11 protein-coding genes are annotated in these 14,078 nt (G+C 45.8%); 10 read left to right on the top strand and 1 reads right to left on the bottom strand.

Features of this window, described 5'->3' with window-relative positions; genetic code table 11:
- Positions 1-18: 18 nt before the first annotated feature.
- The 8 genes from aspS (at position 19) to crcB (ACH59B_RS18750) (ending at position 10,912) form a co-directional block, all read left to right on the top strand.
- A complete protein-coding gene (gene aspS, locus ACH59B_RS18785; RefSeq protein ID WP_031462068.1) occupies positions 19-1,797 on the top strand; it encodes an aspartate--tRNA ligase in 1,779 nt (592 codons plus the stop codon).
- A gap of 158 nt (positions 1,798-1,955) precedes the next feature.
- The gene (locus ACH59B_RS18780; protein ID WP_016819123.1) at positions 1,956-2,705 is read left to right on the top strand and encodes a ThiF family adenylyltransferase; all 750 of its coding nucleotides are present in this window, start codon (positions 1,956-1,958) and stop codon (positions 2,703-2,705) included.
- Positions 2,706-2,877: 172 nt separating this feature from the next.
- Complete coding sequence (locus ACH59B_RS18775) at positions 2,878-4,176, top strand: NCS2 family permease (protein WP_017426714.1); 1,299 nt, start codon at positions 2,878-2,880, stop codon at positions 4,174-4,176.
- Positions 4,177-4,273: 97 nt separating this feature from the next.
- On the top strand, positions 4,274-6,091 hold the full coding sequence (locus ACH59B_RS18770; RefSeq protein ID WP_031462067.1) for an ABC transporter ATP-binding protein: 1,818 nt from the start codon (positions 4,274-4,276) through the stop codon (positions 6,089-6,091).
- Between the two features lie 238 nt (positions 6,092-6,329).
- A complete protein-coding gene (locus tag ACH59B_RS18765; RefSeq protein ID WP_017426716.1) occupies positions 6,330-8,471 on the top strand; it encodes a UvrD-helicase domain-containing protein in 2,142 nt (713 codons plus the stop codon).
- A 279-nt stretch (positions 8,472-8,750) separates the two neighbouring features.
- On the top strand, positions 8,751-10,061 hold the full coding sequence (locus ACH59B_RS18760) for a replication-associated recombination protein A (protein WP_017426717.1): 1,311 nt from the start codon (positions 8,751-8,753) through the stop codon (positions 10,059-10,061).
- A gap of 87 nt (positions 10,062-10,148) precedes the next feature.
- Entirely contained in the window at positions 10,149-10,550 is a 402-nt protein-coding gene (gene crcB / locus ACH59B_RS18755; RefSeq protein WP_017426718.1) for a fluoride efflux transporter CrcB, read from the top strand.
- On the top strand, positions 10,547-10,912 hold the full coding sequence (gene crcB / locus ACH59B_RS18750; RefSeq protein ID WP_016819117.1) for a fluoride efflux transporter CrcB: 366 nt from the start codon (positions 10,547-10,549) through the stop codon (positions 10,910-10,912). Before crcB (ACH59B_RS18755) ends, crcB (ACH59B_RS18750) begins: the two co-directional genes overlap by 4 nt.
- 106 nt (positions 10,913-11,018) lie before the next feature.
- Here crcB (ACH59B_RS18750) and ACH59B_RS18745 read toward each other — a convergent pair whose 3' ends face one another.
- On the bottom strand, positions 11,019-11,849 hold the full coding sequence (locus tag ACH59B_RS18745) for a PPK2 family polyphosphate kinase (RefSeq protein ID WP_016819116.1): 831 nt from the start codon (positions 11,847-11,849) through the stop codon (positions 11,019-11,021).
- A gap of 418 nt (positions 11,850-12,267) precedes the next feature.
- On the opposite strand from ACH59B_RS18745, the gene ACH59B_RS18740 reads away from it, so the two are divergent.
- Both ACH59B_RS18740 and ACH59B_RS18735 read left to right on the top strand, forming a co-directional pair.
- Positions 12,268-13,416 carry a WXG100 family type VII secretion target gene (locus ACH59B_RS18740; protein WP_025365609.1) on the top strand — a complete coding sequence of 383 codons (1,149 nt, stop codon included), beginning with the start codon at positions 12,268-12,270 and terminating at the stop codon, positions 13,414-13,416.
- Positions 13,413-14,069 carry a DUF5984 family protein gene (locus tag ACH59B_RS18735; protein WP_017426720.1) on the top strand — a complete coding sequence of 219 codons (657 nt, stop codon included), beginning with the start codon at positions 13,413-13,415 and terminating at the stop codon, positions 14,067-14,069. The genes ACH59B_RS18740 and ACH59B_RS18735 overlap by 4 nt, the downstream gene beginning before the upstream one ends.
- Positions 14,070-14,078: the final 9 nt, after the last annotated feature.

Genomic DNA, 14,078 nt, shown 5'->3' with positions numbered 1-14,078 from the left:
CTAACAGGAGTGTGTATTATGAAAAGGAGTCATCAATGCGGCGCATTGACTCATGCGCATATCGGAGAAACAGTTACATTGAACGGTTGGGTACAGACCCGTCGTGACTTAGGGGGCGTACTTTTTATAGATTTGCGTGACCGTAGCGGAATTGTACAAATCGTGTTTAATCCGGCCTATTCCGGTGAAGCACTGCAAATTGCGGATCGTGTTCGCAGTGAATATGTGCTTGAGGTTACTGGTACTGTTGTCAAACGTGATGCAGAAACGATCAATACGAACCTGCCTACAGGTGAAATTGAAGTGCGTGTCACTGAAATCGAAGTATTGAATGCATCCAAAACACCTCCGTTCTTCATTGAAGACGGCGTAGAAGTAGACGAGTCGCTGCGTTTGAAATACCGTTATCTGGACCTGCGTCGTCCGGAAATGCATCAGACGTTGAAACTGCGTTCCAAAGCAGCAAAAGTATTCCGCGACTTCCTGGACGGTGAAGATTTCATTGAGGTAGAAACACCAATTTTAACGAAAAGCTCCCCAGAGGGTGCACGTGACTATCTGGTGCCTAGCCGAGTGCATGAAGGCGAATTTTTTGCCTTGCCGCAATCGCCACAATTGTACAAGCAATTGCTGATGGTAGGCGGCCTGGAGCGCTACTACCAAGTGGCACGTTGTTTCCGTGATGAAGATTTGCGTGCTGACCGCCAGCCTGAATTTACGCAGATCGACATTGAGACTTCCTTCATGCAACAGGATGACTTGCTGCCTATGATGGAGCGTCTTATGGTGAAATTGTTCAAAGAAACAGTTGGGGTAGAACTGGAAACCCCGTTCCAACGGATTACACATGCAGAGGCAATGGACAAGTATGGCTCTGACAAGCCTGACCTGCGTTTTGGTCTTGAGTTGATAAATGTCAATGATATCGTGGCAACCAGTGGTGTAAAAGTATTTGCTTCCGTAATTGAAAAGGGTGGCGAAGTTAAAGTCCTTAATGCCAAAGGATGTGGCACGTGGAGCCGTAAGGATATTGATGACCTGGGTCCTTTTGCAGCACGTTATGGAGCAAAGGGCTTGGCTTGGATTCAAGTGAAAGAAGGCGAATTCAAGGGGCCTATCGTTAAATTCTTCACACCGGAAGAAATCGAAGCCTTGAAAGAGCGTACGGGAGCCGAAGAAGGCGACCTGTTGCTGTTCTCTGCGGATAATAAAAAAGTAGTTGCTGATGTTTTGGGCGCGCTTCGTCTGAAAATTGGCCGTCATTTGGGGCTTATCGACGATAACAAATTCAAATTTGCCTGGGTCGTAGACTTCCCGCTTTTGGGCTATGACGAAGAACAAAAACGTTATGTAGCGGAGCACCATCCGTTCACTCGTCCGAAGGAAGAAGATCTGGCCCTCATGGACACAGATCCAGGTCAAGTTCGTGCTCAGGCCTACGACATCGTGCTGAATGGCTACGAAGTGGGTGGCGGCTCGATGCGTATTTTCAAACGTGAAGTTCAGGAGAAAATGTTCAAAGCGCTCAATCTGCCGCCTGAAGAAGTGAAGGATAAATTCGGTTACCTGCTGGATGCATTTGAATACGGTACGCCTCCACATGGTGGTATTGCCTTCGGTTTTGACCGTCTTGTTATGTTGCTTGCAGGTCGTACAAATCTGCGTGAAACCATTGCATTCCCGAAAACGGCCAGCGCGACAGACCTGCTTATGGATGCACCAGCCGAAGTGGATCAAGCTCAATTGGATCAGCTTCATATTCGTCTTGCTCCGAAGCCTGTTGCACCTAAAGCTTAAAACAAGCGTTGGATTTTGCAAGTGCAAGTTGCCATCTGTTGGCATGTAAATAGATTATAAAATGCCTTGAACCCGTTACCCTTTTATGGATAATGGGTTCGTGGTTTGTATGCTGGAGTTCAAGCATAGAGTTTAGACCAGTGAGGGAGGATTACCATATGCTGCATCAATTTTCACGCACGGAACTGGCCATCGGGACGGAAGGTCTGGAGGTTATGAAAAATAGCACGGTAGCTGTATTGGGTATCGGCGGTGTCGGTTCGATTGCAGTGGAAGCGCTGGCGCGGACGGGTGTTGGACGCATTATTTTGATTGATAAGGATGTCGTAGATATTACCAATATTAATCGCCAAATTCATGCGCTGACGACAACAGTAGGTCAAAAAAAGGCTGATCTGATGGTAGAACGTGTGAAGCTGATTAATCCTGAATGTGAGGCAATTGCACTGAACATGTTTTATACGGAAGAAACATATGAGGAGCTATTCAAGTATGATCTGGATTATGTGCTGGATGCTTCGGATACGATTATTTACAAAGTTCATTTGATTAAAGAATGCTTGAAACGGGGAATTCCGATGATCTCCAGTATGGGTGCTGCGAATAAAATGGACCCAAGCCGTTTTCAAGTTGCCGATATTTCCAAGACAAGAATGGACCCGATTGCCCGTGTCATCCGCACAAAGCTGCGCAAAGAAGGTATTACCAAAGGCGTCAAGGTTGTATTCTCTGATGAGGAGCCAATGAAGCCGCGTGAAGAAATTACCAAAAAAATTGTACCTGCCAACGCACCTGAAATCCGGAAAGCGAAGCAACCACCTGCAAGCAATGCTTTTGTACCTCCGGTAGCAGGATTGATTATGGTCAGCGTAGCTGTCAAGGACCTGTTAGAGCACGCTGGTGTATAAGCTTGAAATGTAGCATGACAGTACATTCGTTAGATTTACAGTAGTATGTTTCAACCTAAGACCTGTAGTTCTGTGCATCACTTCTTGGTGTCACAGTAGGCTACAGCTCTTTTTGTTTTGAAAAAAGCAGCTTACTGCAAACAGATTGAACAACTTGCTGGAGGGTTTTGGTATGAAGGATGGGCTATGGTCCAGAAGTCTCGGTTTCAAGCCCGAGCATCATTGGAAAAAGGAATTAGCCGCGGGTGCCATTTCTTATTTTTCCGTTGTATATATTATTATGGTTAATGCAACCATTTTGGCAGATGCCGGGATCCCTCTTCAAGGGGCAATGCTCGGGACGCTGCTGACCTCGATGATCGGCTGTCTGCTGATGGCTTTTGGCGGAAAGTCTCCCATGGTCGTTGTACCAGGGATGGGGATTAATGCCTTTTTCACTTACACACTCGTACATTCCATGAAGCTGAGCTGGCAGGAAGCGTTGATGGTGGTTGCCGTCACAGGAGTGATATTTGCCGTTGTGGCGTTTACATCATTGTACAAGCTGATCAGTCAGGCGATTCCCCATAATTTGCAGCATGGAATTACGGTAGGTATTGGTCTGTTTTTGACCTTTATCGGTCTGCAAAAAAGTGGGATCGTAATTGCACATCAAACGACTTTTGTGGCTATTGGTCATTTCAATGATCCCAAGGTGATTACGGCCTGTGTAACGTTGCTACTCGCGATTGTATTATTTGTGCGTAACGTTCAGGGCGGTTTGCTTATCAGCATTTTGGCAGGAACTGGGCTTGCATACGTACTGGGAGCTGTAGAACCAACAAGCACGGTACGAACCTCTGAAACGGTGCGACAGTATGGGCAATTGTTTGGGGAGCTTTCCTTTTCAGGTATCGCTTCGGTAGCCTTCTGGATCGCTGTTTTTTTGCTGTTACTGATTGTGTTGTTTGAGAATGTTGGAATGATTACTGCACAGACCAACATGATTGGAAGACCGGATTCTTTTAAGAATAGCTTGCGTGTATTGGCTGTGACCAATATTTTTGCTGGTATTCTGGGCAGCAGTCCCGCGGTAGCCGCTGCGGAGTCGACGGCTGGTATTGCGGCAGGCGGACGTTCAGGAATGACCCCGCTGGTAACTGCAATTTTATTCGGAGCGACATTTTTCTTTATTCCACTATTGGCTTATATTCCTGACAGTGCCATTGCACCTGTATTAATCATTATCGGAGGCCTAATGGTACAAAATGTGCGAGAGATGGATTTCAGTGATTTTACTGAATCCTTTCCTGCATTTCTGATCATGGTGATGATGCCCTTTACTTACAGTATTGTAGACGGTATGGCATTTGGTTTTATTGCATATCCCGTAGCCAAGCTGGCAGCAGGACGGGGCAAGGAAGTGCCTGTCGCATTATATATCATTTCTGTACTGTTTGTGGCTAACTTTGTGCTTCATTCTCTGGTGTAGTAAACTCGAAGATAGGTTGTACTGTTCATACCCGCGCAGAGCGCGGGTGTTGTTGTTTGAACAAGAATGGTCAGACAGGAAGCGAGGTTGATGGTTTATGGAAAAAGAACAACATGGGCGACAAGATGAGCAGGAAGATCGGATGAAGGAAAAGCCGGGTAAAAGGCCGGACAAGGCTGGTATGGGTCGGTTTATCAAACTGATTGCGAGTGCGCATCCGCCCAAGGCCATTCTGATCATCGCCCTGATACTGACCCTGGTTCAGACGATTGCTGGTTTAATCGTACCAATGATGACCAAAGGGTTGATCGATGGCTTAACCTTTTCTTCACTGAACCGTATGGTCATTATTGGTTTGCTTGGCGCTTTTGTGCTTCAAGCGGTAGCTTCGGCAGTTTCGATCTATATGTTGAACTACGCCGGGCACAAAATAGTGGCTAATTTGCGCAAACGCTTATGGCATAAAATTTTATCTCTACCCATTCCATACTTTGACCGGAATCGGTCAGGAGATACGATGAGTCGTGTCACTAATGATACAAGCCTGATTATGAACTTAATTACCGAGTATCTCGTGAATCTGATCTCTAATGTGATTGCGATTATTGGTGGTATTGCGTTGTTATTTTATCTGGATTGGGTGATGACGCTCATTATTCTGACCATTGTTCCGCTAACAGCCCTGATTTTATTTCCGGTAGGCAGAAAAATGTATCGTATCTCCAAAAAACAGCAGGATGAGATGGCAGATCTGACCTCAGTGCTGAGTCAGGTTATCGGCGAAATCAGGCTGGTGAAGGCCTACGGAACGGAAAGCAGAGAGGCACAGGCCGGGGAGGATCGCATTTACCGTATGTTCCGCTTCGGGTTGCAGGAGTCACGTATATTGGCCCTTGTAGGTCCCATTTCTACCTTTTTGCTGACTGCGGTGCTCGTTATTATATTGGGTGTTGGTGGTGTTCGCGTCGCATCAGGTGTACTAACCGCGGGTGATTTGGTGGCTTTTATTTTGCTACTGTTTCAGGTGATTACACCGATGGCCCAATTCACGACCTTATATTCACGTCTGCAAAAGGTAGTTGGTGCCACTGAACGAATTCAGACTATTTTAGACCATGAAGAGGAACCACTTGAATTGAAGCAGGAAGCGGCAAAAGAGAGCAGAGATATTGTATTTCGTGATGTCGCTTTTTCCTATACCGAAGGTGAAGAGGTTCTTCATCGTGCAAACCTGGTCATTCCGGCTAACCGAACGACAGCATTCGTGGGACCGAGCGGGAGTGGGAAATCCACCTTGTTTTCATTGTTGGAGCGCTTCTATGTGCCAGATACAGGGGAAATTCGTTATGGAGACGAATCGATATCGTCATATACACTGTCCTCCTGGCGCTCGAAGATTGGTTATGTATCACAGGAGAGCTCGATGATGACCGGAACGGTTAGAGATAATATTACGTATGGCTTGGGGCGCGAAGCTGATTTGGAAGAAGTCAGACGAGCTGCCATGATGGCGTATGCGGATACATTTATTATGGATCTACCTCAAGGCTACGATACGGAGGTAGGGGAACGGGGAATGAAGCTGTCCGGCGGGCAGCGACAACGGATCGCCATTGCGCGTGCGCTTCTTCGCAGTCCTGACATCCTCATGCTGGATGAGGCTACCTCTAGCCTGGACAGCTCATCCGAGCATGAGGTGCAGAAGGCCTTAGCGAACTTGATGGAAGGACGCACGACGATTGTCATTGCACACCGATTGTCCACAGTGGTCCACTCCGATCAAATTATCGTGTTGGACAAAGGCAATGTGACTGGTGCAGGAACCCATGCCGAGTTATTAGAAACCCATCAGGTGTACCGCGAGCTGGCTCAAAAGCAGTTTGTGGAGATGGGGGAGAGAAGTATGGAGTATTAAAGGTCGCTTCGCGTGTGATTTGATCCACCGATCACTCCGCTTCTTCGGATTCAAATCACCCGCTCCACTGGTGCCGCAAAGCTTCATACTTTTGTGAAAGAGTAGGGGATTGGGCGTATTAGGAAATAAGGTTGGATTTTTGTGTTCAAATGTGTTACGCTTACTTTCCTTTTTTTGTATCGGAGCAAGTGAATGAGATGCAGAAATCGAGACTTGATATTCTTAGGAGGTAACTGAAATGGAGAATAAGTTTCAAAGTGCCTATCAAGAAGAACAGCATAGGCTGTCGCTTGCTATGGAGGAAATTGATCGGAGATTGGAACGGCTTCGCAATACGCCAGTGTACACCGGGCATGACTTTACGGAGCAAGTACTGGAATCTGCACGGGAGGAAAAACGCCAGGCTTTGACCAAAAGCTCGCAGGAGCCTTATTTTGGGCGTATGGATTTTGACGAGCGCGGTAGAGGTCAGCGCAAGCCACTTTATATCGGTAAGATCGGGGTGGAGCGTGAAGAAACGTCAGCATATCCGCTGGTGATTGATTGGCGTGCACCGATTGCCAGTTTGTTTTATTCGTTTACAGGTGGTGAGGAAACGGCGTCCTACGAAGCTCCTGAGGGAACTGTCGAGGGCTTGGTGTATCTGAAACGCAACGTTGTCATTCGGAAAAGAATCCTGGAACGGGTAGCTGATACGTACAATCGTGAAAGTGACGAGCCTGCCGTTTCTGATGAGTTTCTCGTTTATCGTTTGGGAGAGAACAAGGATAACCGTTTACGGGATATCGTATCTACCATTCAAGCGGAGCAGGATCAGATCATCCGCGCGGCTAAAAATACAGCCCTCGTTATTCAAGGGGTAGCCGGTAGTGGCAAGACGACCGTAGCGCTCCATCGACTCGCATTTTTGCTGTATCAATACAAGAATCAGGTGTCGGCGGACAAAATGGTTATTTTCGCACCAAACCACATGTTTCTCGATTATATTTCAGATGTACTTCCAGAGCTGGGGGTTGGAAATATTCAGCAAAGTACATTTGCAGACTGGGCGTTAGGCTTGCTGGGGCTGGATTTACCTCTGGCAGATCCTACCGAAACGTTATCTTATTGGTTTGAAAGTGGCAGCTTGAGAACGGAATCTATGGATGAGGCGCCGGGTAGATTTAAGGGATCGGTTCATTTTATGAAGCTGCTTCAGGATTTTGTGGAACGACTGGAGCCTATCTCGGTGCCTGAGGGCGACTTTTCACCTTGGGATGGGGCGGTGCTGCCGCGAACTGAGATTTTGAATTGGTTCAATGAGGAATATAAGCCCTATCCGCTCGCGAAGCGGAAGGAGCGTGTGCTGGCAAGAGTCCATCGCTGGATTGAAATGGAACTGAAAAAGTCACCTTCGGCGGCTGCGCTCAAGGAAGGAAAGAAAAAAGCCGGATCTCGGGAAAAGGCGTATGCTAAAAAATGGCCACAATATGACGCACTGACGCTTTATAAGCAGCTTTTTCAGGCAACTAAAGGATTACCTGCAGAGACCGCTGCGGAAATGAAGGCTTCTTTGCCGGCTCCCATCTTTAAGGCCACACAGTCAGACCTGCGAAATCAGATCATCCGTGAAGAGGATCTGACTGCGTTGGTGTATCTTCACGTGCTGATTCATGAGGTAGAATCATCTCAACGTTTTGACCATGTGGTCATTGATGAAGCGCAGGATTTTTCACCTTTTCATATCGCTCTCCTGGATTTGTTCGTAAAAGGGCATTCCTTTACAATACTGGGCGATTTATCGCAGGGAATTCATGAATATCGTGGTGTACATGCATGGGAGGAAATGAGTTCACTATTTGTGCCTGAACAAACGGGGTATTTTGCACTTACACGGAGTTATAGATCAACTTTGGAAATTATAGAATTTGCAAATACAATTTTGGAGCAGGGAGTACGTGGCGGCATTACAGCGGTTCCGGTATTTCGTAGCGGTGATCCGGTGCGTACTGTGTCTTACGACTCGTCCATGCGTGAACAGAGTTTACTTACCGCTCTAAAAGAGCTTTCCTCCAAGGAGTATCGTACGGTTTCCGTACTGACACGTACCTTAAAAGAAGCTGTAGAGCTGCATGAGGTTTTCACCAGTGCGGGGTTGGATGTCCATTTGATTGATGGTGGTAAAAAGCAATATGAAGGCGGCTTGTCTGTACTGCCTGTATATCTGTCCAAAGGTCTGGAGTTTGATGCAGTTATTGTGGCCGATGCCGACCAGGATCATTATGGAGAACGGACTTGGGATGCCAAGCTGTTGTATGTGGGATGTACCCGTGCGCTGCATGAGCTGTGGCTATTGCATGACGGTCCACTTCCAAGTTACGTACCGGCGCAAACGGAGTAATTAGAACGCTGAAGGTCATGCCAACCAAAGAACAGCCACGAAATTCATTTTTCGTCCTAGGCTGTTCTTTCTTTTTAGTTGAATCACAGGTAAGGCTACAGTTATACCGTGACCAGGCTATCTGCAACTTGTTAACCGATATGGTAGAATAAGAGGCGGTTTATAATCGTTTTAATACAGTAGATCGATTGAATTTTCATGTCTTTTAGCTGTATGGGCGAACTTGTTTTCAATGAAAAAAGAAAGTGTTCGTTCATAAATGATAAGGAAGTGAATGAATTGGACTTATTTTCATATTCCCAGGAGTCAACGCCAAACAATCGGTTGCTTGCAGACCGCCTGCGTCCGACATCGCTGGATGAATATATTGGACAGGAGCATGTTGTGGGTCCAGGCAAGCTACTGCGGAGAGCTATAGAGGCCGATCAGGTTTCTTCTATATTGCTGTACGGGCCACCGGGATGCGGCAAAACGACACTGGCACATATCATTTCTCAACACACGCAAGGTGATTTCGTCCGTCTAAATGCAGTAGAAGCATCTGTAAAGGATGTAAGAGAAGTCATTGACCGTGCACAGACGAATAAATCGATGTATGGCAAAAAGACTATTCTGTTTCTTGACGAGGTCCATCGTTTTAACAGTTCGCGTCAGGATGCATTGCTGCCTGCGGTGGAAAAGGGAACGATCGTATTTATCGGCGCCACGACGGAAAACCCCTTTCACTACGTCAACGGCGCTTTAATGAGCCGTTCTACGTTATTTCAGCTTGAAGCGCTAACCCGGGAGCATTCGCTGGCTGCTATGCGCCGTGCCTTGAGCGATGCGGACAAGGGGCTCGGCTATATGCAGCTTCAGGTAGATGAAGCTGCACTGGACCACATCGCGTCCATGGCGAACGGCGATATCCGCCGTGCATTGAACGCACTGGAGCTAGCGGCGCTCACGACCCCTCCGCTGGCAGACGGCACGATTCATGTGACGCTGGAAGTGGCAGAGGAATCCATCCGCCGCCCGATTGTCAAGGCAGACGAGTCCACACAATATGACGTGCTGTCTGCCTTTCACAAAAGCATTCGCGGTTCCAGCGACGCGGCGCTGTTCTGGTTCCTGTATGCCGTAGAGAAGCTCGGCATGGACCCGATGACTTTTATTCGCCGCCTCATTGCAGCGAGCAGCGAGGACATTGGTCTGGCGAACCCGCAGGCGATGGTGCAAGCGGTGAGTGCGCTTGAGGCCTACCGCAATAACGGCTGGCCTGAGGCCAAACTGAACATTGCACAGGCCATTTTGTTCGCCGTGGAAAGTCCCAAGTCGAATGCCGTATACACGGCGATTTCACGGGCCATGTCGGCCATGGACGATATAAAATCGGCCGAGGTGCCGCTACATCTGCGCGATGCACATTACAAAGGCTCGGAAAAACTCGGCCATGTTGGCTATCAATATCCGCATAATTTTCCGAATCACTATGTGAGACAGCAATACTTGCCCGATTCGATAGCAGACCAGACCTTTTACCAGGCCACTGAGCAGGGAAATGAGTCTAAAATCAGGCAAAACCAACGTTGGCGGGATTCACAGTCTTAATATATGTGTGACTTTAATATACGAAGTGTGTACGACATTGTCAGGTTACACGATGATCTTGCAAGAGCGAAGAAGGGAATAAAAGAAATGAAAGACGTACTATTCGTCGCAGCAGGTGGAGCGCTCGGAACCTCTGCTCGCTACAGTATACAATTATTATTGCCTGCGGCTGGGGCAGACTTTCCATTTGGCGTCCTGTTAATGAATTGGCTTGGCTGCCTGTTTCTCGGCTGTTTTTTTACGGTGACCTTGCGATCATGGCGGATCAACCCCCGCTGGCGACTTGCCATCGGAACAGGCTTTACAGGGGGATTTACTACCTTTTCCACTTTTACAGTGGATGCTGTACGCCTCACGGTTCACGATCGTATGCTGACGGCTATATTGTACTTGCTGCTTAGCGTAGGCGGGGGCTTGTTTTTGACGTGGGCAGGTATCCGTTTAGGCACAAAAATGACACAGGTTGCCCCTAAGGAGGAGCATTTATGATTTGGTGGGCGGCAGCAGGTGGGATGGTAGGTACTTTAGCTAGATACGGGCTTGGCATGTGGGCCGGAAAAAGGTTGGGTACTGTATTCCCGTGGGGGACGTGGATCATTAATATTAGCGGTTCATTGCTGCTAGGCTGGCTGTATGGCGAGTTTGCGCAACACAATTTGTCTCCTGCACTCTGGATGCTACTGGGAACCGGTTTTTGTGGCGGCTACACCACCTTTTCCACATTCGGCTATGAATCTCTTCAACTGATGGAACACAAAAAATACCGACGTATGGCTATGTATGTATTATCTTCTGTAATAGTAGGAGTTATAGCTGCAGCAATCGGGTACAGGGTCAGTTATACCTTATAAATTTTCAAAATGACATGTGAGCACACCATAAAAGCTTCCAAACCCTCACTCAAGGCGTTATCAGCCATGAATAGGAGGGCGGAAGCTTAGTGCTGTGTTTATTTAACTATTTTTTATCTCGTTCTTTGTATAATTCAGGTAAAAGGGCTTTGAGTTCAGGTCGTGGATCAGGGTCAGACAGCTTCATTTCCTCTAGCGTTTGGACGGCAATCCGCAGTACAGTATAATCTCTGTACCAACGATTGTCTGAAGGAACAACATACCAAGGTGCTTGCTTGGTTGCACTTAGCTCTAGTACCTCCTCATAGTATTGGGTATATTGCTTCCAAAATTTCCGTTCCTGCAAATCACTCGGATCAAGCTTCCAGTTTTTGCGAGGCTTCTCAATCCGGTCAATCAGCTTTTCCAACTGGAATTGCTTTGAAATATGTAAAAAGATTTTAACCACCTTTACACCACTATCCAGCAACAACTGTTCAAAATGCTTGATATGCTTCATATTCTGCTTGGCCTGCTTATCGGATACCTGTCCGTGAACACGTGTAATCAGCACATCCTCGTAGTAAGAACGGTTGAACGCCGCAATATATCCGCGTCCTGGAGTTACGCTATGGGCGCGCCACAAGAAATCATGGCTTAATTCCTCAGTCGTAGGTGATTTGAAGCTGTGTACAGTCACCCCGGCAGGGTTAAGATTAGAAAATACCTGCTTGATCACGCCATCTTTTCCGCTGCAATCCATACCCTGGAATACAAACAAAACGGCTTGTTTTTTCTCTGTAAATAATTTACTTTGTAATTCGGCAAAGCGTTCCTTCAATTGATCTGTTTCCTGTCGGATTTCTTCTTTATTTTTAATATTCTTCGTATCCTTGGGGTCCCATTCTTTCAAAGAAACTTTCTTACCCGGTGTCAGCATTCCTAATGAATCAGACATAAAGGCACGCTCCTTTTCAATTGAAGTAATGATCTTGTCTACATCATATACCCAAATGGGGGCGTTATCAAAAATTTCTTAGTGTCGCAATCCGTTTAACAACCGATGAGCGCATGAATGAACCTCTTCACGTAAGTTGCCCACAATGAGCAAGTTGTCATTACTCACAGTCATGCAGAAAGACGATATCAACAGAAACGGTTACACTTCCACTCCTAGACGCAGCTTGAAATTTAACTCTACTTTGATCCATGTAACTCATAACAAGGGATTATAATACTTTTGACATAGTAATCTGTTTATTTCAGTCCATTGGTCACATAATATAAAAGGAAATATCAGGATAATAGATGGATGTCCCTAAACATCCCCTTCTGATAAGATTATTTCCATCAAAATTAAAGTGGGCGTGGTTAAAATGGGGAGAATATTAGTTCCACCTGACAAACTGATGGAAGTTGCTGATCAGTTTTTACAAGGAAAGCATGAATTGGAACGTATGCTGAATTTCTTGAATGGACGAATTGATTTTGTCCAACAAGGCTGGTATGGTGCCACCCAAGAGAGATTTTTTCAGGAATTTCAGGTTTCTCGACAATCCATGAGTGTAACAATTGACCGACTATCGACAGTAGCACAAGAACTTATTTTTATTTCAAAAAACTTTACACAGGTAGATGGAGAAAAAGTCGTATTGAATGTGCCCTGGCTTGGTGCCCCTGTTAAAACGGCATCCACAGGTGAAGGTTGGTTACATAAAATCTTTGAACAGATTGGACAAGCTGAGATTACCAAGGCTGAAGCTCAATTGGAAGCTAGCAAACTTCAAGGAGAAATCCTTTGGGATACTGCACAGGGAGCAAAAGGAGCTATTCAGGGAAATTTGACATTGGGGATGCTGCCAGATAAAGAACGAGATTATGATCATCCCATGGCAGCTAAAGTAGGAGAAATCCTCGGGAATGTAGCTACAACATTGCAGGGGGCTGGTGAGGTAGTAGCTGGATTGGGTGGAGAAGGATTATCAGTTGCTATATCATCTACAGGCGTAGGGAGTATAATCGGAGTGCCCGGATTAATTGGATCGGCAGCTTTGGCGGCGCATGGAGCTACAACTGCGGTTAAAAGTGCAAGTGGAGTAGGGGAAAGCTCAGCGGAATTGTGGCAGATGGCCAAAGGAGAAGGTAGAGGTTCGTCTAACTCCCCAGAAGTTAAGGTAGAAAAGGTACCTGATGGTTTTGAAGGAACGGGTGAAATTCAAAAGAGAACATATGAGCCTAGCCCTAAACATGATCCTCAAAGTGGGTGGGGGAGTCCTAACCCCATTCCAGACGCTGAGACAGGGCAAAAGTTATTGGATGCAGCCTATTCATCTTCAAAAAATAAGCAATTATATAATATTTATGAGGGGAAGCTTGTTAAATTTCAACCAGATGGTGAAACGGGTTGGCATCCATATGAGGTTACGAACCCTGCTAGGGAAGTACCTGCCGATGTATTGAGGCAGTTCCTAAGGGATGGTAAAATTACGAAAGTGGAGTACAATAAGCTATTAAGAAATAAGTGAGGTGCGTTATTCTGAGAACATTTGGAGATAAAAGTACTTTTGCTATCCAATATGAACTTGTAAATAATCCTTTTAATGAAAAGAGTTTAGCTGGTGAATCATGGGGAGAAATTGAAATTTTTGTTCGAGGAAGAAATATTTTTGAGTTCAAGAAAGAGAATGTTGTAACACCTTTTCAATGGAACTTAATTTATATTGTTGAATGGTTTAGTGAAAATCATATGCATATATTGAGTGATGAAGCATTTCCTCTTCCAGTTGAAGGACAAAACTCTCTTGAACTTATAGATAATTGTTTGTTGTTTGATTCCGACAATGACGCTGAATTTGATCAATGGTTCGATACAAAGCAAGAATGGGAGTTTAAACACTCATGGTTTTCAAATAGAGCAGGCTCATTTTTGCCTGATGTATTCTTCAGGAGAGTTAACGATAAAATAGAGATTGCATGGGATAATGAGTCTACGTACTCTTCGGAAGGGATCACTTTCATGAATCCAATTGGAGTTGAATATATTCCCATTGGTATATTTGATTCTACTGTAAGGAATTTTGTTGAAGATTTCTTGGATAATCTTCTATTGAATTCTAAGAACAAAAGTGACGCCGAAAAAATTTGTGAAAAAATAAAGGGCTTAATAGTCCAAGAATAGTTTTACTGC

It is taken from the genome of Paenibacillus sp. DP01 (assembly GCF_044784315.1).
Lineage (GTDB): Bacteria > Bacillota > Bacilli > Paenibacillales > Paenibacillaceae > Paenibacillus > Paenibacillus polymyxa.
This window is presented reverse-complemented; position numbering and strand designations above follow the sequence as displayed.